The organism is Arthrobacter sedimenti (assembly GCF_042652025.1).
GTDB lineage: Bacteria > Actinomycetota > Actinomycetes > Actinomycetales > Micrococcaceae > Arthrobacter > Arthrobacter sedimenti.
On sequence record NZ_JBHSDQ010000001.1, the window covers coordinates 203,391 to 223,867 of the forward strand.

The window sequence follows — 20,477 nt, forward strand, 5'->3', positions numbered from 1 at the left end:
ACGAATGACCGCAACAGCTGCCACCAGTGACGGGTCCGGAACACCTGTTGAGCACTGGGCCGCACCCTTTGCGTCCCGGCCCGTCGATGCCACCGTTACGGTGCCCGGATCAAAGTCCCTGACCAACAGGTACTTGGTCCTGGCAGCCTTGGCGGAGGGGCCGTCCCGGCTGCGTGCGCCCCTGCACTCCAGGGATTCCGCACTGATGATCGACGCGCTCCGGCAGCTGGGCGCCACTATTACCGAGGTGCCCGGGGACGGCGACTTTGGCCCTGACCTGGAGGTGCTCCCGCTGCCGGCAGCCGCCGGGGCGTCCGTCACCAGGATCGACTGCGGGCTGGCGGGCACGGTCATGCGGTTCGTTCCGCCGCTGGCGGCGCTCCGCAACGGAGCCAGCGTCTTCGACGGCGACCCGCACGCCCGGAAGCGTCCCATGGGGACCATCATCGAGGCCCTCAAGGCCCTGGGTGTGGCCGTCGCCTCCGAAGATGGCTCCGCGCCGTCGTCGCTCCCGTTCGTGGTGGAAGGCAAGGGCACTGTGCGGGGCGGCCATCTGGTGATCGACGCCAGCGCATCGTCCCAGTTCGTTTCCGCCCTCCTCCTGGTGGGGGCGAGGTTCGACGAGGGGCTGCACCTGGAGCACGTGGGGAAACCGGTGCCCAGCCTGGACCACATCAACATGACCGTGGCCGTCCTGCGCGGTGCGGGCGTGACCGTGGACAACTCCGTTCCCAATCATTGGGTGGTGGCGCCCGGGCCCATCCGTGCCTTCGACCAGCGGATCGAGCAGGACCTTTCCAACGCCGGGCCGTTCCTGGCGGCCGCACTGGCTTCGAAAGGTACGGTGCGGATACCCAACTGGCCCGCGGAGACCCAGCAGGTGGGAGACCTGTGGCGTGACATCCTCGCGAAAATGGGCGCACAGGTCACCCTGGCCGACGGCGTCCTGACCGTCACCGGCGGCCAGGAGATCAAGGGCGGCAACTTCGCCGACACCAGCGAACTCGCCCCCACTGTGGCAGCCCTGTGCGCGCTGGCCACCGGCCCGTCGCGGCTCACGGGGATCGCACACCTGCGCGGACACGAGACGGACAGGCTCGCGGCCCTGGTGGCGGAAATCAACCGGCTCGGCGGAGACGCAGAGGAAACCAGCGACGGCCTCGTGATCCGTCCCGCCCGGCTGCATGGCGGCGTCGTCCGCAGTTACGCCGACCACCGCATGGCCACTGCCGGCGCTATCCTGGGCCTGGCAGTGGAGGGCGTGCAGGTGGAGGACATCGCCACCACCGCCAAGACCATGCCCGATTTCCCCCAGCTGTGGGCAGGCATGCTGGCCCAGGACGCCGCTGCGGCATCCGGACCGGAGGAGCCCAGCGGTGGCGCGGCGCACTGACTCCTGGGACGAATCCGACGTCCGCATCCGGCCGAACAAGAAGGGTTCCAGGCCCCGCACCAAGGATCGGCCCAGCCACGACGACGCCGTGACGGGACGGATCATCACGGTGGACCGTGGCCGGTACACGGCAGTGGTGGGTGAGGACTCGAAGAACGAACGCGTGGTCATCGCGGCACGCGCCCGCGAACTTCGCCGCTCGCCGGTGGTTGCCGGCGACTTCGTCTCGCTTGTGGGGGACGTGTCGGGCGCGCCGGACACGCTGGCCCGCCTGGTGAAGATCCAGGACCGCAAAACGCTCCTGCGCCGCAGCGCCGACGACACGGACCCGATCGAACGTGCCGTAGTGGCCAACGCCGACCAGCTGGTGATCGTGGTGGCGGCGGCCAACCCCGAGCCGCGGACCGGGTTCATCGACCGTGCCCTGGTGGCCGCATACGACGCCGGCATCGATCCGATCCTGCTGGTCACCAAGGCCGACGTCAAGGACCCCGCGGAACTGTTGTCCAACTACACCCACCTGGATTTCCCGGTGATCATCAGCCGGACTGCTGACGCCCTGGCCTCGGGCATCGACGCGCGCTCCGACGACGGCCTTTCGGCCCGGCTGGACAGCGCCGCCGTGGCCGGGCTCCGCGCGCACCTGGACGGCAAGGTCACGGTCATGCTCGGACACTCAGGCGTGGGCAAATCCACCATGGTGAACGCGCTGACCGGGGCCGAGCGGGCCACCGGCGGAGTCAACGCGGTGACCGGCCGGGGCCGGCATACATCGTCGTCGGCCCTGGCGCTGCGCCTGGCGGACTCGCCGGCCGGCAGCTGGATCATTGATACTCCGGGTATCAGGTCCTTCGGCCTGGCCCACGTGGACCCTGACCGGATCCTGCGCTCCTTCCCGGACCTCTCCCCCGGCATCGAGAACTGCGAACGGGGCTGCAAGCACACGGCGACCGCAGTGGACTGCGGCCTTGACGACTGGGTGGCTGACGGACACGCAGGTCCCACCGGTCCCGCACGGCTCGCGTCGCTGCGGCGGCTGCTCGGCACGGATCCAAGGCTGGAAGCACAGGAAACCAAGGAGCTTGGCAGCGTCAACTGACGCGTTCTCCCCGGAAGAAGCGCGGGCAGACGGTAGTTTGGAACCATGATCCAACCCGCTTCGAGCTACAACGATGACCTGCGCCTGGCACATGTCCTGGCCGACTCCGTGGATGACCAGACCATGAGCCGCTTCAAGGCCCTGGATCTCCACGTTGAGACCAAGCCGGACCTGACGCCGGTCACCGATGCGGACAAGGCCGCCGAGGAAGCCATCCGCGGGCAACTCTCGCGTTCCCGCCCACGTGACGCGGTCCTGGGCGAGGAGTTCGGCAGCACGGGCCACGGTTCGCGGCGCTGGATCATCGACCCCATTGACGGGACCAAGAACTTTGTCCGCGGCGTTCCGGTCTGGGCCACGCTGATCGCCCTGGTGGATGAAGGCGAACCCGTGGTGGGGGTGGTCAGCGCACCGGCCCTGGGCAAGCGCTGGTGGGCGGCAAAGGGCATGGGCGCGTACATGGGCAGGTCCCTGGCGGCTGCCACCCGGCTCCGCGTCTCCAACGTCTCCAGCCTCGCCGATGCCTCCCTCTCCTACTCCAGCCTCACCGGTTGGAAGGAACGGGGGAACCTTGATGAGTTCCTGGGCCTCACCGAGGACGTATGGCGGACCCGGGCCTACGGCGACTTCTGGTCGTACTGCATGGTGGCCGAGGGCTCGGTGGACATCGCCTGCGAACCGGAGCTGAACCTCTATGACATGGCCGCCCTGGTGCCGATCGTGGTGGAGGCCGGGGGGCGTTTTACCTCCCTCGAAGGCGAGGACGGACCGTTCGGCGGGAACGCCCTGGCCACCAACTCCATCCTGCACTCAGAGGTCCTGCACCGGCTGAACCCTTACCTGGATGATTTGCTGTAACGGTTGACGTTCTCCCGGCAAAACGAATAAAGCGACGGCGGACACCTCCCAAAGGAGGTGTCCGCCGTCGTTTATTCGGACGAGCGTAACAAAGGGCTTAACAATTGCCGCGGGTTCAGCCTGGGCCGCCGCATGTCCTACGCTTTTATCCAGGTCACGAGTGCCAGCGCTAAACCCCGGTTTGCTGGCCGGCAACCCTCCATTCGCGGTGGGGTGCCCCGGGTGACGACCAGGCCGGTCCGGAGTGGATGCGGCAAGCGCGGATTCCACTATGCCGGAGTCCTGTAGTCAAGTGAGGTCTCTGTGACAACTGCCACCGTCTCCCCCCAGCCCGCCATCACCGAAGCCGCCGCTGCTGCTGAACTCCACGCCATTGCCGGCCGGCCCCTCGCGGCGGTCACCGGCGCGGAAATCCAGGCACCGCTGATCACCGGCGGGCACGTCCGGTACGCGAACCTCGACTGTGGCGCATCGGCCCCGGCGCTCTCCGTGGTATCCGCCTACCTCAACGAGATCCTGCCCTACTACGCCAGCGTCCACCGCGGGGCAGGCTACGCCTCCCAGATCAGCACCTCGGTCTACGAAAATGCACGCAGCATCGTCCGGGACTTCGTGGGCGGCCGGCCGGACGATTCGGTCATCTTCACCCGCAACACCACGGACTCGCTGAACCTCCTGGCAGGTTGCCTCCCCCTCACCGACGGCCGCCCCGACGGCGATGTGCTCTACCTGGACATCGAACACCATGCCAACCTGCTGCCCTGGCAGGGCGTACCGCACCGGAGCATCGTCGCCGCAGAGACGATCACCGGCACCCTTGACACCGTCCGCGCGGAGCTGGAGCAGGGCGGGGTCAGCCTGCTGGCAGTCACCGGCGCTTCAAACGTCACCGGCGAGATCCTTCCCATCCGGGCCCTGGCCGCGCTGGCCCACCAGCACGGCGCACGGATCGTGGTGGATGCTGCCCAACTCGCACCGCACCGCCGGGTGGACATCAGCGCCGACGGCATCGACTACCTCGCGTTTTCCGGCCACAAGCTGTACGCACCGTTCGGCGCCGGCGTCCTGGTGGGACGCCCTGACTGGTTGGACGCGGGCGTCCCGCACCTTGCCGGCGGCGGCGCGGTGAAGGAAGCAAGGCTCGACGGCGTCAGCTGGGCCAGTGGCCCGGCCCGCCATGAGGGGGGCTCACCGAACGTCCTCGGAGCCGCCACCCTGGCCCGAGCCACGCAGGTCCTCGCCGGGCTGGACCAGGACCGGTGGCACGCCCACGAATCGGCCATCCGCTCCTTCCTGGTGGAGGGCCTGCAGGACATCGACGGGGTCACGGTCCACCAGATCTTCAAGGACAGCAACCCGGAAACGGACACCATCGGCGTGGTCAACTTCTCCGTGGAGGGCTATGACGCAGGACTGGTGGCCGCCTACCTCGCAGCCGAGCACGGCGTGGGGCTGCGCGATGGACGCTTCTGCGCCCATCCCCTGCTGAAGCGCCTGGGCCTGCCGTCAGGCTCGCTTCGGGCAAGCTTCGGCGTCGGCTCACGGCTGGAGGATGCCGAACGCCTCCTCGCGGGCATCCGAGCGCTGCGCAGCAAGGGCTTGGGCTGGGACTACGTAGTGGACGCAGGCCGGTGGGTGCCCGCAAACGACGCCCGCACCTACCCGCACTGGGCACCCAACACCCCGGGAACGGCCGGCGCAGCGCCCTGCATCGACGACTAGGCAGCCTGGCGGGAAGAAGGCTGCTTCCCGGACGGCTGGAGGTGGTCCCATGCGGTAAATTCGAGGGGCAATCACCGGCAACAAACAGAAGGAGGCCACGCGTGGTTCGGGGTGGCCCCAGGCTCGATCACGGACGGCGCCGGGAGCTCGGGCAGAGCTTCCAGGATGGCGGCAGGCACTACCATCGCATCCGCCCGGGATACCCGGAAGAATCGGTCCGCTGGCTGGTGCCCACCGATGCCCATGACGCCCTGGACGTCGGTGCGGGTACCGGGAAATTCACCGCGTTGCTGCTGGACCTGGGACTGGACGTCACCGCCGTCGACCCCTCAGCGGACATGCTTGCCCAACTGAAGGCCCACTGCCCGGCCGCCAGGGCTGTGGTGGGCACCGCCGAGGCGACCGGCCTTCCCGCCGCGGCCTTCGACGTCGTCACCGTTGCCCAGGCCTGGCACTGGTGCGACCCGCTGGCCGCAAGCACCGAACTCGCGCGGGTACTGCGTCCGCATGGAACCCTGGGCCTGGTCTGGAACCAGCTGGACACCTCCGTGCCCTGGGTACACCGCCTTTCCCGGATCATGCACGCAGGTGACGTGTACCGGCCAGGCCACAAACCCGTGGTGGGGCCTGAGTTCCACGGGGTCGAAGGACACGTCAGCCACTGGCAGGACACGGTGACCACCACGGACCTGATGGAGCTCACCAAGTCGCGCAGCTACTACCTCCGGGCCGGCGAGGCCACGCGGGCGAAAGTCCTGGGAAACCTGGACTGGTACCTGCACGAGCATCTTGCGTACGCCCCTGACCAGCAGCTCGAACTCCCCTACCTCACATTGGCCTGGCGCGCCGTCAAGGCATGACCGGCGCAGCACACGCTGCCGCCGCTGCCCAACCGGTAGGCTTGGACCTGTGAAGACCAGCGCGCCCTCCTCCTCGATCGAGGATTACGTCAAGGTCATCTATTCGTTCACCGAATGGCAGGACAAACCCATCACGTCCTCGCAGCTGGCACAGCGGCTGGGAGTGGCCAATTCCTCGGTTTCCGAGATGGTCCGCAAGCTCAAGGACCAGGGCTTGGTGGACCACAAGCCATACAGCGCCGTCACCCTCACCGAGTCCGGCTTGCGGCTGGCGCTGGCCATGGTCCGCCGCCACCGGCTGATCGAGACCTACCTTGTCCAGCGCCTCGGCTACAGCTGGGACGAAGTCCACGATGAAGCCGAACAGCTGGAGCACGCGGTCTCGGACACCTTCATTGAACGCGTCGCGGCCAAGCTCGGAGACCCGAAGCGGGATCCGCACGGCGACCCCATCCCCACTGCCGATGGCCAGGTGCTGATGCCGCGTGCCCACCTGCTCGCCGAACTGGACGAAGGCCACAGTGGCCGGATCACCCGGATCAGCGATGACAACCCCGAGCTGCTGCGGTACCTCGCCGCCCAGGACATCGATCTCGACGCTGACGTGGAAGTGGTGGGACGGCGCCCGTTCGGCGGCGCCCTGGTGGTGCGGATCGGCAGCTCCGACGCACCCCGGGACTACGACCTTGCCGATGAAATCGCCTCGGCACTGTGGGTCTCCAGCGACACTCCGCACGCCGGCTGCCTCCTGGACGGACCCTAACGCGGCGATGCCACCGGCTCCGCCTGGCGATTTGGCCGCCTCCCGTATGGTTGGAGGTGATGATCAGCAGACGCGACGCGGCAATAACCCTTGATGTTCCCCTTGAAATGGCACAGCGCCACGGCCTGCCCAAGTGGATGACGGAGGCCGAACTCCGCGCCATTCTGGACAATCCCCCGCCCTGGCTTGTGCAGTCGCGCGCCAACCGGACGGGAAAGCGGCCCGTTTGGGTGCACCTGGAATGCGCCGTCTGCGGCTATGAGGAAGCGGCGCGCCCCAAGAAGTGGTGGCCAGACTTTACGTATGTGGTGTGCGGACACCACCCGCCGTCGGAAATTCCGCCCGTCCGCGCCGGCTGCGTCCGCAGCGAGTACGACGGCGTGGGGACGCGTTTCGTGGGCATCGCGGACGTGGAAGCGCCCCCGGTTCGCCTATAGGTCACCGGGGTGCCTGCGCAAGGTGCCGGACCGCCGTCGAACCCTATGCCGTTCCTTTGGCTGTCATTTCCTCCGGAACAGGGGTCAGGTGCAGTTCGGCGCCGTCGCGCAGCACTGCCACGTCGAGCGGCTGGCCGATGGCGTCTGCAAACAAGAGCCGCTGCAGGCTCTCGGCATTGTTAACGGGGCGGCCCCCGGCCGTTACGATGATGTCCCCTGCGGACAGGCCCGCCGCATCTGCGGGTGAACCGGGCAGCACCTCTACGACGCGAAGGCCTTCGCGCAGCCCCGTCCGGATCACCGCACTGGGGGTGAGCTGCATCGGAGTGCTGACCAGGCCCAGGTAGGCGCGGCGCACCCGCCCGTCCGCCAGCAGCGCGGAGATGATCCTGCGGGTGGTGGCGTTGATCGGGATGGCCAGCCCCAGGCCGGCACCCGCCACCGCGGTGTTGATGCCCACGATCCTGGCGTGGGTGTCTGCCAGCGCACCGCCGGAGTTTCCAGGGTTCAGGGCTGCGTCCGTCTGGATGACATCTTCAATCACACGCCTGTTACCACCTGACCAGACAGGGATGGCACGGCCCAGGCCGCTGACGACCCCTGCAGTCACGGAACCCGCCAGCCCCAGCGGGTTCCCCACCGCCACCACAAGCTGCCCCACACGCAGGGACTCGGCCGCGCCGAACTCGGCGGGCCGGACCTTGGGCCGGGAACCGTGGACCACCGCGAGGTCGGACAGTGGATCTGCACCCACCAGCTCGAGTTCCATCCTGCTGCCGTCGCCAAAGACCGCATAGCCCTGCCTGGTTCCGGCCACGACGTGCGAATTCGTGAGCAGGTAGCCGTCCTCCGTGAAGAGCACCGCCGAACCCGCTCCCACCCTGACCCGGCCATTGTGGCGCTGGGCAGTCATCTCGATGGCCGCCACATGCGGGGTCACCGCTGCCGCTACCCGCATGACAGTCCGGGAGTAGGCGTCGAGGACGTCGTCGTCCTCCGGTTGTTGGGATTCCGGCGCCTGTTCCATGGCGCACCTCCTGCCTTCGTTCTGCCCTGTTCCGCTTCGATCAACCGGGGCGGTGGCTTGCCCTACAGGGGCCTTATGAAAACAACGACGGCCGGGACGGGTCCAGTCCCGGCTTCGCTACGCCTTGGGTGAACGGGACGTCGAGGGCGGGTTGTTTTCCAGCCTCAAAATTCCATCAAGTCGAGGAATTCGCTATTCGGGCGCTGCTAGCTTGATGCAATGTCACGGGGAAGTCACGGTTCAGCGCCAGTTCAGCCGGAAGCAAAAGCGCGCATCGAGTGGATCGACGCGGCACGCGGGCTTTGCGTCGCAGCGGTGGTCCTGTTCCACGTTGGGCTGTGGCATTTCCTGAGGTTTGAGCACGACAGCAGCGTGGCCTTCACGTTCTGGGACGCCGTGGCAACAGGACTTGGATCTGTGCGGATGCCGCTCCTTCTCGCGGTTTCCGGAATCCTTGCCGCTTCCAAGGTCCGCAACGGGTTCGGCAACGGAAAGGCGTGGAGCTCCAGCCTGAGCAACTACTACCTGTATGCCGTCTGGCTGCTTGTCTATGCGCTCCTCAGCATTGTCCTGGCTGATTCCCCGCGGCCCCAGCGGGTGGTGTCCGTCGGTGACTTCTTCCTGCAGCTGATAGCCCCGGATACTCCCCTGTGGTTTATTTTTGCCCTGGCCGTCTACGTACCACTACTGACCTTCTGCAGGAAGCTTCCGCCGTCGGTGGTGCTGGCCGCGCTTGCCGTCCTGAGCATCCTCACTGCCCTGTTCCTGGACACCACCGCGGGGCAGTGGGGCAAGGTGCCGGAGTTGGCCGTTTTCTTCGCGGCAGGAGTGTACGGAAAGAACCTCTTCCTGCACATCGCCGAAGCCCGCACGGTGCTCTGTTTCGCTGTGGCCGCCCCAGTCTTCGTCGCCCTGATGGCGCTGCCGGAGATACATCCCGGCATCGACCAGGCCGTCTACATCCTGCAGGGACTGGCGGCGGCCGCGGCACTTGTGGCCTTCATCAGTGCCATCACCAGGTACCGGCACATTGCCGCGGTGGGGTCCTGGGTCGGCCGCCGCACCCTTGGCATTTACCTCCTGCACACGCCGATCGTGGACTTCCTTGTCCTGGCTTTCCATGGGCCCTTGTCACCGGTTGCGCCGGCCATCTCGAACTCGGTGCCCATGGCCCTGCTGTACCCCCTTGTGCTGACCTGTGCGGTCATCGCAGCCTGCGTAGGGTCCGAATACCTCCTCAGGAAGTGCGGGCTCACTTTCCTCTTCCAGCGTCCCGGCTCGGCTCCGGGCCGGGTCCCCTCCGGTGCGCGGCTGCTGTCCAGGCTCTAGGATCGGACCATGACTGATTCCCCTGCAGGGTCTCAAACGGAAATCCTGGCCGCCGATGAGTGCTGGAAGTATCTTCGGTCCTCCTACATCGGCAGGCTGGCGGTCATCAACGGTGACGTTCCGGAGATCTTTCCCGTGAATTTCTCCGTAGCTGGGGAAATTCTGGTGTTCCGCACCGCGCCGGGCACAAAGCTTCGCGCCCTGCTCAGCGGTGCAGTTGCCGCCTTCGAGGTGGACGGGCTCAATCCGTATGCCACGGAGGTCTGGAGCGTGGTGGCGAAGGGCAGGCCCGAACCCTTCGATGAAACCCGGATGTCCCTGCCGGACGCGGACGCCGACCGGGAACCGTGGCAGCCGGGTATCAAGGACCACCTGGTGGCCCTTACGCCTACGGACCTCAGCGGGCGCAGGTTCGCGGTCAGGTCACGGACGCGGTGGTGGCCGCCGGTGGATTTTTCCGCCGACTGGCTGTAGGGATTGGCTGTCGTCCCCGGCCTGCTTTGGAACTGAACGCTGCCGTTTGGGCTGGACGCTTCAGGGCTGGAGGACCACCTTGAGCGCTTTGGTCTCGGCGGCGCGGGAGAAGGTGTCGTAGGCGTCGAGGAACTGGTCGAAGCCAAAATGGTGTGTGGCGAACTTTTCCGCCCGGATTTTTCCCTGTGACACCAGCTTGAGCAGCATGGGCGTGGTGTTGGTATTCACCAGTCCCATGCTGATGTTGATGTTCTGGATCCAAAGATCCTCGAGGTGCAGTTCCACCGGTTTTCCATGCACTCCCACGTTGGCCACCGAACCGCCCGGCCGGACAATGTCGGTGCACATCGCGAACGTCGCCGGCACGCCCACCGCTTCGATGGCCACGTCGACGCCGTGTCCGCCTGTGAGAGCCAGGACCTGTTCCTTCCAGTCAGCGCTGCCGGAGAGGACCGTATCCGTGGCCCCGAACTCCTTCGCCTTGTGGAGGCGGTTGGCGTCCAGGTCGATGGCCACCACAGTGGCGGCGCCATAAAGCCCTGCCGTGGTGATTGCCGCCAGACCCACCGGCCCTGCACCCACCACCGCGACGCTGTCGCCGGGCTTGACCCTGCCGTACTGGACCCCGATTTCGAAGCCGGTGGGAAGGATGTCCGAGAGCATGACAGCCTGTTCATCGCTCACGCCCGCAGGCAACAGGTGCAGAGAGTTGTCAGCGTAGGGCACGCGGACGTATTCGGCCTGGGTGCCGTCGATCAGGTGGCCGAAGATCCATCCAGTGCCTTGCTGGCCTTCTGCTCCAAGGCAGTGTGAGTACAGGCCCGACTTGCAGTTGGCACAGTGCCCGCAGGATTTGATGCAGGAGATGATGACGCGGTCGTTGACCTTGAGGCCGGTCACGGAAGGGCCGGTCTCCACCACCGTGCCCACTCCCTCGTGGCCCAGGATCCGGCCCTGCTGTACGGCGGGCACGTCACCTTTGAGGATGTGCAGGTCGGTACCGCAGATGGTGGTGGTATCGACTTGGACGATTGCGTCGCCGGGTTGCTGGATCCGGGGGTCGGGGACGTCGGTCCAGGACTTTTCGCCGGGTCCGCCATAAACGAGGGCTTTCATGGGCTGTTTCCTTAAGGTGAGGGCCGGCGCTGGGTTCGCCGGCCGGCTGTTGATGTCTGGCGATGGGCTGGCTGCATTTCCGCGGGCTGGAGAACGGGAAGGCCTTCCCCTGGTGGCCATTCGGTCCGGAGTTTTGCAAGGTGCAAAGTCGCAAGCACCAGGAACAGCGCCGAGAGACCAAGTGCCTGCAGGAGTGCCGCCCCGTCCGGCACTGCCCCAAACAGGGGCGTAACCAGCCCACCCGCTGCAGATGCGTCAGCATGGCCACCTTTCGCAGGGAAGATCAGCTTCCCGGGTGTCTCCCCAGCGTCCCATCGGCCCTCCCGGCGTCCAAGGGCCTTAGGTCCTTCCCTTGAGGCCGGGCCTTTGTGCCCTTTTCGGAGGCAGGAGGGTTGCCTACGCTTTGGCGTATGACTGACAACACGAACGTACCGGCGCCGGAAATCCTTGACGCGGAGGAATGCTGGGCACTCCTCTCCCAAACCGGGGTGGGACGGCTGGCCGTCATCGCCGATGGCCATCCCGACGTCTTTCCCGTCAACTACAAGTTGGACGGCCAATCGCTGGTTTTCCGCACGGGCAGCGGCACCAAGCAGCAGGCAATCCAGTCGGATGCCGTTGTTGCACTGGAAGCGGACGCGGTCAGCTCACAATTCGGTCTTGCCTGGAGCGTCGTCATCAAGGGCAAGGCACAGGAGACGACGCCCACGGGCCCTGACCTGGATGAGATCCGCCGTGCCTTGTTTCCGTGGCAGGGCGTCGGGCAGGAGCACTTCATCCGCATCACGCCGGAGTCCATCACGGGGAGGCGCTTTACGGTAAGCGCGCCGCTGCTGTGGCAGACCCCGCTGGATGATGCAACCCGGGCGGGCTTCGAATAAGGAGCCGGCGGGGCGGAGGCACCGGCAGGCCAACGGAGCGGGAGGCGCTGTGCGCGCATGGTGGGTGAACGAGCCCGGACCCATATCCACCCGTCCCCTGGTGCTGGGACACAGGGACACCCCCAGTCCTGCCGCCCGCGAACTCCTGGTGGAGGTTACCGTCTGCGGTGTCTGCCGCACAGACCTCCATCTCGCTGAAGGAGACCTGGCACCGCAGCATCCGCACGTGGTGCCCGGCCACGAAGCAGTCGGCGTCGTCATTGAAACGGGGGCGGACTGCTCCCGTTTCAGGCCAGGAGACAGGGTTGGGGTGGCCTGGCTTGGCGGGACCTGCGGCAAATGCCCCTACTGCCGCCGAGGTGACGAGAACCTTTGCTCGTCACCGGTCTTTACCGGTTGGGACCGGGATGGCGGCTACGCGGAGCACCTGACGGTGGCGGAGGACTTCGCCTACCCTGTGCCCGCCCCGTTCACCGACGAACAGGCTGCACCGTTGCTGTGTTCCGGGATCATTGGGTACCGCGCCCTGAAACGCGCCGCGCTGCCGGTCGGCGGGCGCCTGGGCATCTACGGATTTGGCAGTTCAGCCCACATCACGGCCCAGTTGGCGCTCAAACAGGGCGCCTCCGTGTTCGTGATGACGCGTTCTGCGAGCGCGAGGTCACTGGCACTGGAGTTGGGAGCGGAGTATGCAGGCGACGCGTACGCCGAACCGCCAGTACCGCTCGATTCCGCTATCCTCTTTGCCCCGGCAGGCAACCTGGTTCCCGTCGCACTGCGTGCCCTCGACCGTGGCGGGACGCTGGCCATTGCCGGGATCCACCTGACCGACATCCCGGCCCTGGGTTACGCCAGGGAACTCTTTTTTGAACGGCAAGTGCGGAGCGTGACCGCCAACACCAGGGCGGACGGGCACGAGTTCCTCACCCTCGCAGCCCGGCTGTCCCTGGCCCTCACCACCACGGTCTACCCGTTTGACGCTGCGGACAAAGCCCTGGAAGACCTGGCGGCGGACAGGGTTACCGGATCGGCGGTCCTGCGGGTCCGACCGGAACATGATGCGCCATAGTTTTTGCAGAGCGCTTTATTCAGAAATCCCCGCACCCAGGAAGCCCAGGAAGCCCGCCCGGGAACACGCGGGCTTCCCGTGACCGGGGCAATTCAGCCGAACAGGACGGCAGCTTCCTGATAGCGCGCCTCCGGCACCACTTTCAGTTCCCCCAGCGCCTCCTCCAGCCCGACGTTCACGATGTCCGTGCCACGCAGCGACACCATGGTTCCCCATCTGCCCGCTGCTGCGGATTCGACGGCGGCCAGGCCCAGGCGGGTGGCAAGGACACGGTCGAAGGCCGTGGGTTCGCCGCCGCGCTGGATATGCCCCAGGACGGTGGCCCGGGTTTCGATGCCGGTCCTGATCTGCAGTTCCCCTTCAAGCAGCAGTCCAATGCCGCCCAGGCGTGGCCTGCCAAAAGTATCCAGGCCGCGGGGCGCGTAAGGCGCCGCGTGCCCCTCGGGTGCGAAGGCTTCGGCCACCACCACAAGGGGCGCCCTGCCCCGGTCCCGGGCGGACAGCACCCACGAGCAGACCTGGTCCAGGGATACGGGATGCTCCGGTATCAGGATGGCGTGCGCGCCTGAGGCCATTCCGGAATGCAGCGCTATCCACCCGGCGTTGCGGCCCATCACTTCCGCGACCATGCAGCGGTGATGGGATTCCCCCGTGGTCCGCAGGCGGTCTATCGCTTCCGTGGCAGTCTGGACTGCGGTGTCAAAGCCAAAGGTGTAGTCCGTGGCGCCAAGGTCGTTGTCGATGGTCTTGGGCACCCCCACCACGTTGATGCCTTGCGCGCACAGTTCCCGGGCAGCCGCCAGCGTCCCCTCTCCCCCGATGGCAATCAGGCCCTCCAGTCCGTTTCGCCGAAAACAGGCCCGTACCCCTTCGATTCCATTGCCCACCAGCGGGTTGGTCCGGGACGTGCCCAGGATGGTTCCGCCCAGGCGTGAGATCCCACGGACGCCCGTCCGGGGCAAGGGAATAGCGTCCTGTTCCAGGACACCCCGCCACCCGTCCCTGAATCCGACGAATTCGTACCCGTGGGCGACGTCCCCGCCCAGTACTGCTCCCCGGATGACGGCGTTGACCCCCGGGCAGTCACCACCACTGGTGAGGATCCCCAGCCGCTTCACGACGCCACCAGTCCGGGTTCCCGGGCAGGTATCGGAAAGTGCCGGGTCCGGCCGGGAGTCAGGACAACATCGGTGCCGTACACATGCACCTTGATGGGGCCGGCGTCGCCGGGGGCGGAGGCGATGCTCATCCGGCCGTCCTTGAGGTGCACCCGAAGCCGATGCCCCCTGTACAGGACCTCGAAGGCCACGGCGCGAAGACCCGTGGGCAGGTTGGGAGCGAATACGATCGTCTCCCCGCTGAACCGAAGGCCCGCGAAGCTGCGCTGCACCACGTCGATCGTGCCGCCCATCGCGCCCAAATGGATCCCCGCGCGCGTGGTGCCGTGCTGGGTGTCGTCCAGATCGGCGTCGAGCGCTTCCCGGAAGCTGTCCCAGGCCCTGTCCGCGTCCAGGCCTGCCAGGACGGATGCGTGCGCAACCCTGCTCAGTGTGGACCCGTGGGCAGTCCTGGCCAGGTAATACTCGATGGTCCGGTTGAGTTGTTCCTGCGTGAATCCGTAGTGCAGCCGCTGGAGGATGGTGACCAGTCCTTCGTGGCCCAGCAGGTACGGCAGCATGAGGACATCCGCCTGTTTTGCCAGCTTGTAGCAGTTGGTCGCGTCGTTCTCTGCTTCCAGGATCAGGTCCAGGCGTTCAATGTCGCCGTACTTGTCCCGGTAATGCTCCCAATCAAGCTCCTTCAAGTCCCCGTAGCCTTCGAACTGGCTAATGACGCCGTCACTGTGAAAGGGGACGTACATCGCGCTTGCCATGTGCGACCACCCGGCTGTTTCCTCATCGGTGACACCGAGGCGTTCCATGAGCCCGGCACGCTCGCTGCCATGCAGGAAGGACATGATGCCCGCCGCCTCGGAGCAGACCCACGCCGCCATGACATTGGTGTAGGCATTATCGTCCAGGCCCGGTTTGTCCCGGCCAAGGTACCCCGTGTGGTATTCGTCCGGTCCCACCACGTCGCGCAGGTGGTACCGGCCGCCTTGCTCGTCGTAGCAGGCCAGGGAACGGAAGAACCTGGCGACCTCAATTACCAGCTCAGCCCCCTTTTGGAGGAGCCAAATCTTGTTGCCGGTGGCCTGGAAGTACTGCCAGGCGTTAAAGGCAACGGCCAGGCCCGAGTGGACCTGAAGATGCGAGTGGTCCTCCACCCACCTTCCGGATCTTTCGTTGTACAACCATTTCGGTGTCTCCTCGGTCCCGTCACTGCCGCTCTGCCATGGAAACTTAGCCCCCGCCAACCCCGCCACAGCTGCAGCATGCCGGGCAGCGGGAAGCCGCCGCCACCGGTAATCGAGCACAGAGCGGGCAATGTCGGGCGTCCTCGAGGTGAGTACAGGCAGGACGAACAGCTCATCCCAAAAGACGTGGCCACGGTAGCCTTCGCCGTGCAGGCCGCGCGCGGTGACGCCGGCATCGAGTTCGGCAGTGTGGTGCGTCAAGGTCTGCAGCAGATGGAAGATATGCAGGTTAAGGACCAGTTGCACCTGGACCGGGGCGTCGATGTCCACCAGGAACGGCCGGAGTTCGCGCCGCCAGGCCTCCTCGTGCGCCGCCAGCAGCGCATCATAGTCTCCGCCCGTGCGCTCCAGCACGGCCCTGGCCCCCGTCTCCGGGGAGGAGATGGCGCGGTCGCGGGAGGTTACCACTGCCACTGTCTTGGTGATCCGCGCCGCCTTGCCCGCCTCAAGGGAAAGCAGGAAGGTGTGGAAGTGGTACGCACCTTTCCTGCCCTCGATTCCGGCCGCCTCGCGGCGAAAGAATGTTCGGTAGGCTGCAGCGATGCGGATCAGGCTTTGGGTTGTTTCGACTTCGACGACGGAGGTTGCGTCGGGTGGCACCTCCGGGCTGGAGCCGCGCAGGGCGGTCCTGTCGGCGAGATGGACGTCGGAGCCCTGGGCGCGTTCAGGCAGGTTGGCGTTACGCACGGCGGCATTTATTCCGCTGCGGACTTCCACGTCACCGTTCCAGCCCAGGGCAGTGATTACCGTTTCGAGGACCAGCAGGTGGGGTTCGGCCATGGATGCAAAGCGGGTTTGCACCACTTCCAGCCGCCGGTGGTCCGCGCCCTCCAACAGCAGCCTGCGCTCAAGCAGCGCCTTTTTGAGGTCCAGGACACGGCGCTCCCGGATTACGGTCATCCCGCCCTCCGACCACCACGGCTGGCCGGACAGGCGCAGATCGAGCGGCAGGCAGTCCGGTGCGTTGACCATGTGTTCTTCCAGCAGCGTCTCTCCGGCTGCCGTGGCCAGGACCCGGTTGTACACGCCCGCAAGATACATTCCTGCGTAGCTGAAGGGGCCGCCCTCGGGTGCCGCCCCCCGGACGCCCATGTAGCCGTTACCGAGGGTAGTCAGGGCTTCCCGGTGTCCCTCGTGCGCGGCGTCGAACCCTTCGTAAACGAGGTGCCAGGCGTTACCGATGACTTGTCCCAGGTCCAGCTCTCCCACGTCGTTGAGGACTATTCCCGCACCGGCCGCTTCGAGCTGGCGGCGGTTACCCGTGCGGTCGATTCCCACTACGAGGCCGAACCCGCCCCGCCGGCCGGCTTCAACCCCCGCCGCCGAATCCTCCACCACCACGGCGTGCGCCGGGGCCACCCCGAGCCGTGACGCGGCCGCGAGAAACACGTCCGGTGCAGGCTTTCCGCGCAAACCCAGCCCGGCCGCCGTCGTTCCGTCCATCACTACGTGGAACAGATCGTGGATGCCTGCCGCCTGCAGGACCAACGCGGCGTTGCGGCTTGACGTGACCACGGCGGTTGGAACCGCCGCGCCCTCAAGCCGCTGCAAAAGTTCGAGCGTCCCGGGGTAGCTCTGGACGCCGTCGTCCCGGAGGTGTTGCAGGAAGTATTCGTTCTTCCAGGCGCCCAAGCCGAATCCCGTCCAGGCTCCGGCTTCGTCAGTATCTTTCCCCTTTTCAATCTGCACCCCGCGGGCGGCCAGGAACCGCACCACCCCTTCCTCACGCGGCATCCCGTCAATGAAGGTGAGGTAGTCCGCCCTGCTGAGGGTGGCACGGTTGGCGCCCGCGGGAACCCGGGGGTCGTGCAGGATCCGGTCAAACGCATCTTTCCATGCAGCCTGGTGGACCAGCGCCGTGTTGGTGACCACCCCGTCGAGGTCGAAAATGACGGCGTCGAATGGTGGCTTGGCGGCAGCGGCGGTGGGCGACCCGATCATAGGTCAGTGGTACCAGCAAGAGCACGTTCCGGAAAGGGCCGATGGGCCCGGCGCCGGCTACGCAGTGCCCCTGCCTGCGGCGTGTCCCACGTGGTTCCACCAGGTCAGCGGCGACGTGATGGTGAAACGCCTTCCGCTGACGGCGGTGGGGACAATGCGGACGAAGTGGTCCTTTTCGCCCGCCTGCCAGGGAAAGAGTGTCAGTCCGGCCCCGGTCAAGAGTTCCTCTGAAGGGTCCAGGATGACGGCCCTGCCTTTGACCAGCACGCTCCACGCCTGGGACGTGTCATGGCCGTCGGCTTCAAGCGCGACGGCGAGTGGTCCCCCGGCTGCGCGCAGTTTGGTTCCTTCCCCGGTGCGGAACACAACTGACTGTTGGTCCACCTTGAAGTTGACCGGAAAGACTTCCGGATACCCGTCCACCAGTACGGCCAGGTGGCCGACGGACACTCCCCGGAGGAGGTCCCAGCACGTTCCGGCATCCAGGACTTCGGTGGGCGTTTGCGGGGCGTCATTGTGCATGATCCGAACTTAGCGGCGCGCCGGCCCGGGGACTAGAGCATTTCGTCCCAGCCGAGGAGTCGCGTTTCAGTGCAGACTCCCGGCAGGCAATCACCGGCGCAGGGCAAAGAAAAACACCCCGGTCCGAAGACCGGGGTGTTTTCGATGACTCGAGCCATCCGTGAAGGATGGCCCGAACCGTGGGGTGGAGATGGGGGGAATTGAACCCCCGTCCGATGTCGTGTTGTCAGGGCTTCTCCGGGCGCAGTTTGCGTCGGATTTTCTCGGCCCCAGCCATGCTGCAAACAGCTAGCTGATCCGGGCCCAGTCATCTAAAAGTCCCGTTTACTCCGATGACGGGAGCAAACAGCAGTGGCTATCTAAATGACGCCAGGATCCGGGGCGATAGCAACCCCGGGCTGACGGACTGTCTTACTGCTTAGGCAGCGAGAGCGAAGTCAGTGCGCTTAGATTCGGCACTTATTGGTTTGCAGAAAGCGTTTACGAGATAATTCTGCATCCTCGGCCCGCTTCACCTGTCGCGACTAACACCGTCGAAACCGATCATCCCCGTATTTTGTTACCAAACCGGCTGGCAAGCCTGCCGGACTATTCATACTAACGTATGCCTCGGCGAAATAATTCCTACCGGCGCCGGTTGCGTTCGCGCATCTCGCGCTGGGCCTCGCGGTTGTCCTGCTGCTCCCGCAGCGTCTGCCGCTTGTCGTACTCCCGTTTACCGCGGGCAACGGCGATTTCCACCTTGGCGCGGCCGTCCACGAAGTAGAGCTGCAGTGGCACGATGGTGTAGCCGGCTTCCTGAACCTTGCGGGAGATCTTGATGAGCTCCTCGCGGTGCAGCAGCAGCTTACGGCGCCGGCGGGCAGCATGGTTGGTCCAGCTGCCCTGGTTGTACTCGGGAATGTGGATGGCTTCCATCCACAGTTCGTCGTTATAGAACGTGCAGAATCCGTCCACCATGGAGGCGTGGCCTTCGCGCAGGGACTTCACTTCGGTGCCCATCAGCGCGATGCCGGCCTCGTAAGTGTCCAGCACGTGGTAGTCGTGCCGGGCCTTGCGGTTGGTGGCCACCACCTTACGGCCACTTTCTTTAGGCACGGGAAAACTCCTCAAGTTCAGGTTGACAGCTCCCCGCCTGGCGGCGCGGAGCTATCCCAGTCTACGGCAGCGCTGTTCTGCCCTACAGCAGCCCCATGGGGTCTACAGCCTTGCCGTTGAGCCAGGTTTCGAAGTGGGCGTGGCAGCCGGTGGAGTTGCCTGTGCTGCCGGAGTAGGCGATGAGCTGGCCCTGGGAAACGTGTTGCCCGTTCGAGACCACGATGCTCGAGTTGTGGTAGTAGATGGTGGTCAGGGTGTTGCCCTGCACCAGGCCATGATCGATCTTGACGCGCCACCCGCCACCGTCGGCGGAGTTCCAGCCGGAGCTGAAGACCTCCCCGGCCGCCGCCGCGTATACGGGGGTGCCGCAGGCCGCACCGAAGTCGATTCCGGTGTGCATGTAGCCACCGGTGCCATAGAAGTCGATCGTTCCCGGCGGGGTTGTTCGGTAGCCAAAGCCCGAGGTGATGGGGATGCTGCCGTCGAAGGGGTGGCGAAGGCCAAAGGCCGACGGCGACCCCACTGCGGGCGGTACGTACGGCTGGACGGGCGGGGCGGGTCGGTTCGCTGCCGCGGCAGCAGCGGCAGCAGCGGCGGCAGCCGCAGCAGCAGCCTCTGCCTGTCGGCGCTGCTCCGCTTCCCAGGCTTCGCGGGCTTTGCGGTCGCGTTCTGCGATCTCGTTGGCCACTTGGTTCTGGTTGGCCTGGACACCGGCCAGTTGGGCCTGGATTCCCGGCTTGGCTGCCTGGAGCTCGGCGTCAAGGCGGGTGGTATCAGCGATCAGTTGGTCTACCTGGGCCTTCTTCGCTGCTGCTTCGTCGCGCGCAGCCTTTTCCCGTTCGAGCGCGGCGTCGGCTTTGGCCTTGAGGTCCTTGATCTCCGCTTCCACGGCCTGGAGGCGGGCTTCGGAGTTGACGTTGGTGGCATTCTGCTGGTTGAGCTTGTCCATGGCTGCGTTCTGGCTGCGCATGGCCTGGTCCGCCAGGTCCATGGTTTCAGTCAGGCTGCTGCCGCTGATGGAACCGAAGAACAGGGACAGATTGGAGGGAACGCCACCGGATTTATAGGCCTGCGTGGCGATTTGGCCGATCAGTTTCTTGGTGTCGGCGATCTTCTGCTTGTCCGTTTCCAGCTGCTGGGTGATCTTGGCCTTGTTCTGCTGGGCCATGTCGACACGCGCGGCCAGTGCCTCCGATTCCTTGACGGCGCTGGCCACGCGGCCCTGCGCGTCGAGCAGCGCCTGCTGGGCACCCGGCAACTGGCCCTGGTAGATCACCAGGTCGCCGGCGGCCTTTGCGATCCGGGAATCGACAAATTCGAGGGAAGCCTGCACGCGTGCGGCTTCTGCTTCGAGCGCGGCTTTGCGGTCCTCGAGGTCGTCGGCGAAGGCGACGGGCGTGGCAACCGCCATGCCCGCAGAAAGCATGATGGTGAGCACGCCGCTAACGATCCCCAAGCGGCGCGCAGCGGCCCGTCCCTGGCTGTGGCGGGGACGGGGCAAGGTTTGATCAGTTACGTTCATGGGCATTCCT

The 20,477-nt window shown here is 66.0% G+C and carries 18 protein-coding genes, 1 other RNA gene and 1 riboswitch; of the genes, 11 read left to right on the forward strand and 8 right to left on the reverse strand.

Features of this window, described 5'->3' with window-relative positions; genetic code table 11:
- The first annotated feature begins 4 nt into the window (after window positions 1-4).
- From aroA to ACFO0G_RS00960, 7 genes are all read left to right on the forward strand, one after another.
- Entirely contained in the window at window positions 5-1,393 is a 1,389-nt protein-coding gene (aroA, locus tag ACFO0G_RS00930) for a 3-phosphoshikimate 1-carboxyvinyltransferase (protein ID WP_286397839.1), read from the forward strand.
- Window positions 1,377-2,492: a ribosome small subunit-dependent GTPase A gene (gene rsgA, locus ACFO0G_RS00935; RefSeq protein WP_286397841.1), complete on the forward strand. Its 1,116-nt coding sequence runs from the start codon at window positions 1,377-1,379 to the stop codon at window positions 2,490-2,492. Before aroA ends, rsgA begins: the two co-directional genes overlap by 17 nt.
- Before the next feature lie 45 nt (window positions 2,493-2,537).
- The gene (gene hisN / locus ACFO0G_RS00940; protein WP_142133387.1) at window positions 2,538-3,350 is read left to right on the forward strand and encodes a histidinol-phosphatase; all 813 of its coding nucleotides are present in this window, start codon (window positions 2,538-2,540) and stop codon (window positions 3,348-3,350) included.
- Window positions 3,351-3,502: 152 nt separating this feature from the next.
- Window positions 3,503-3,616: riboswitch (SAM riboswitch) on the forward strand.
- A gap of 37 nt (window positions 3,617-3,653) precedes the next feature.
- Window positions 3,654-5,072 (forward strand): aminotransferase class V-fold PLP-dependent enzyme, encoded by a 1,419-nt coding sequence (locus tag ACFO0G_RS00945; RefSeq protein ID WP_376976084.1) that lies wholly within the window; start codon window positions 3,654-3,656, stop codon window positions 5,070-5,072.
- Between the two features lie 101 nt (window positions 5,073-5,173).
- Entirely contained in the window at window positions 5,174-5,932 is a 759-nt protein-coding gene (locus ACFO0G_RS00950) for a class I SAM-dependent methyltransferase (RefSeq protein ID WP_286397845.1), read from the forward strand.
- Window positions 5,933-5,981: 49 nt separating this feature from the next.
- The gene (locus ACFO0G_RS00955) at window positions 5,982-6,695 is read left to right on the forward strand and encodes a metal-dependent transcriptional regulator (protein ID WP_376976086.1); all 714 of its coding nucleotides are present in this window, start codon (window positions 5,982-5,984) and stop codon (window positions 6,693-6,695) included.
- 59 nt (window positions 6,696-6,754) lie between these two features.
- The gene (locus ACFO0G_RS00960; RefSeq protein WP_286397848.1) at window positions 6,755-7,132 is read left to right on the forward strand and encodes a hypothetical protein; all 378 of its coding nucleotides are present in this window, start codon (window positions 6,755-6,757) and stop codon (window positions 7,130-7,132) included.
- Between the two features lie 43 nt (window positions 7,133-7,175).
- On the opposite strand, the gene ACFO0G_RS00965 is transcribed toward ACFO0G_RS00960, so the two are convergent.
- Window positions 7,176-8,159, reverse strand: a complete 984-nt coding sequence (locus ACFO0G_RS00965) for a S1C family serine protease (RefSeq protein ID WP_286397850.1) — start codon at window positions 8,157-8,159, stop codon at window positions 7,176-7,178.
- 219 nt (window positions 8,160-8,378) lie between these two features.
- Between ACFO0G_RS00965 and ACFO0G_RS00970 the strand changes: the two genes are divergently transcribed.
- Both ACFO0G_RS00970 and ACFO0G_RS00975 read left to right on the forward strand, forming a co-directional pair.
- Window positions 8,379-9,488, forward strand: a complete 1,110-nt coding sequence (locus ACFO0G_RS00970) for an acyltransferase family protein (RefSeq protein WP_376976088.1) — start codon at window positions 8,379-8,381, stop codon at window positions 9,486-9,488.
- A gap of 9 nt (window positions 9,489-9,497) precedes the next feature.
- A complete protein-coding gene (locus ACFO0G_RS00975; RefSeq protein ID WP_286397854.1) occupies window positions 9,498-9,962 on the forward strand; it encodes a pyridoxamine 5'-phosphate oxidase family protein in 465 nt (154 codons plus the stop codon).
- A 60-nt stretch (window positions 9,963-10,022) separates the two neighbouring features.
- On the opposite strand, the gene ACFO0G_RS00980 is transcribed toward ACFO0G_RS00975, so the two are convergent.
- Window positions 10,023-11,078, reverse strand: coding sequence for a zinc-dependent alcohol dehydrogenase family protein (locus tag ACFO0G_RS00980; RefSeq protein WP_286397855.1), 1,056 nt, complete (start codon window positions 11,076-11,078; stop codon window positions 10,023-10,025).
- 410 nt (window positions 11,079-11,488) lie between these two features.
- Between ACFO0G_RS00980 and ACFO0G_RS00985 the strand changes: the two genes are divergently transcribed.
- Window positions 11,489-11,959: a pyridoxamine 5'-phosphate oxidase family protein gene (locus tag ACFO0G_RS00985; RefSeq protein WP_376976090.1), complete on the forward strand. Its 471-nt coding sequence runs from the start codon at window positions 11,489-11,491 to the stop codon at window positions 11,957-11,959.
- A gap of 49 nt (window positions 11,960-12,008) precedes the next feature.
- The gene (locus tag ACFO0G_RS00990) at window positions 12,009-13,028 is read left to right on the forward strand and encodes a zinc-dependent alcohol dehydrogenase family protein (RefSeq protein ID WP_286397859.1); all 1,020 of its coding nucleotides are present in this window, start codon (window positions 12,009-12,011) and stop codon (window positions 13,026-13,028) included.
- 92 nt (window positions 13,029-13,120) lie between these two features.
- On the opposite strand, the gene ACFO0G_RS00995 is transcribed toward ACFO0G_RS00990, so the two are convergent.
- The 6 genes from ACFO0G_RS00995 to ACFO0G_RS01020 all read right to left on the reverse strand — a co-directional run bounded on the left by ACFO0G_RS00995 (window position 13,121) and on the right by ACFO0G_RS01020 (window position 20,467).
- Window positions 13,121-14,146 carry an ATP-dependent 6-phosphofructokinase gene (locus ACFO0G_RS00995; protein WP_286397861.1) on the reverse strand — a complete coding sequence of 342 codons (1,026 nt, stop codon included), beginning with the start codon at window positions 14,144-14,146 and terminating at the stop codon, window positions 13,121-13,123.
- Window positions 14,143-17,325, reverse strand: coding sequence for an HAD-IA family hydrolase (locus tag ACFO0G_RS01000; RefSeq protein WP_376976093.1), 3,183 nt, complete (start codon window positions 17,323-17,325; stop codon window positions 14,143-14,145). Before ACFO0G_RS01000 ends, ACFO0G_RS00995 begins: the two co-directional genes overlap by 4 nt.
- A 57-nt stretch (window positions 17,326-17,382) precedes the next feature.
- Window positions 17,383-17,847: a pyridoxamine 5'-phosphate oxidase family protein gene (locus tag ACFO0G_RS01005; protein WP_286397865.1), complete on the reverse strand. Its 465-nt coding sequence runs from the start codon at window positions 17,845-17,847 to the stop codon at window positions 17,383-17,385.
- A gap of 182 nt (window positions 17,848-18,029) precedes the next feature.
- Window positions 18,030-18,398, reverse strand: a transfer-messenger RNA (tmRNA) gene (gene ssrA, locus ACFO0G_RS01010).
- A gap of 73 nt (window positions 18,399-18,471) precedes the next feature.
- The gene (gene smpB, locus ACFO0G_RS01015) at window positions 18,472-18,945 is read right to left on the reverse strand and encodes an SsrA-binding protein SmpB (RefSeq protein WP_043453530.1); all 474 of its coding nucleotides are present in this window, start codon (window positions 18,943-18,945) and stop codon (window positions 18,472-18,474) included.
- An 82-nt stretch (window positions 18,946-19,027) separates the two neighbouring features.
- Window positions 19,028-20,467: a M23 family metallopeptidase gene (locus ACFO0G_RS01020; protein WP_286397869.1), complete on the reverse strand. Its 1,440-nt coding sequence runs from the start codon at window positions 20,465-20,467 to the stop codon at window positions 19,028-19,030.
- Between the last annotated feature and the right edge of the window lie 10 nt (window positions 20,468-20,477).

Bases quoted from the DNA above. Each gene is read 5' to 3' on its own strand.
- aroA (WP_286397839.1), top strand. From the start codon at position 5: ATGACCGCAACAGCTGCCACCAGTGACGGGTCCGGAACACCTGTTGAG.
- hisN (WP_142133387.1), top strand. From the start codon at position 2,538: ATGATCCAACCCGCTTCGAGCTACAACGATGACCTGCGCCTGGCACAT.
- ACFO0G_RS00960 (WP_286397848.1), top strand. From the start codon at position 6,755: ATGATCAGCAGACGCGACGCGGCAATAACCCTTGATGTTCCCCTTGAA.
- ACFO0G_RS00965 (WP_286397850.1), bottom strand. From the start codon at position 8,159: ATGGAACAGGCGCCGGAATCCCAACAACCGGAGGACGACGACGTCCTC.
- ACFO0G_RS00970 (WP_376976088.1), top strand. From the start codon at position 8,379: ATGTCACGGGGAAGTCACGGTTCAGCGCCAGTTCAGCCGGAAGCAAAA.
- ACFO0G_RS00975 (WP_286397854.1), top strand. From the start codon at position 9,498: ATGACTGATTCCCCTGCAGGGTCTCAAACGGAAATCCTGGCCGCCGAT.
- ACFO0G_RS00980 (WP_286397855.1), bottom strand. From the start codon at position 11,078: ATGAAAGCCCTCGTTTATGGCGGACCCGGCGAAAAGTCCTGGACCGAC.
- ACFO0G_RS00985 (WP_376976090.1), top strand. From the start codon at position 11,489: ATGACTGACAACACGAACGTACCGGCGCCGGAAATCCTTGACGCGGAG.
- ACFO0G_RS01000 (WP_376976093.1), bottom strand. From the start codon at position 17,325: ATGATCGGGTCGCCCACCGCCGCTGCCGCCAAGCCACCATTCGACGCC.
- ACFO0G_RS01005 (WP_286397865.1), bottom strand. From the start codon at position 17,847: ATGCACAATGACGCCCCGCAAACGCCCACCGAAGTCCTGGATGCCGGA.
- ACFO0G_RS01020 (WP_286397869.1), bottom strand. From the start codon at position 20,467: ATGAACGTAACTGATCAAACCTTGCCCCGTCCCCGCCACAGCCAGGGA.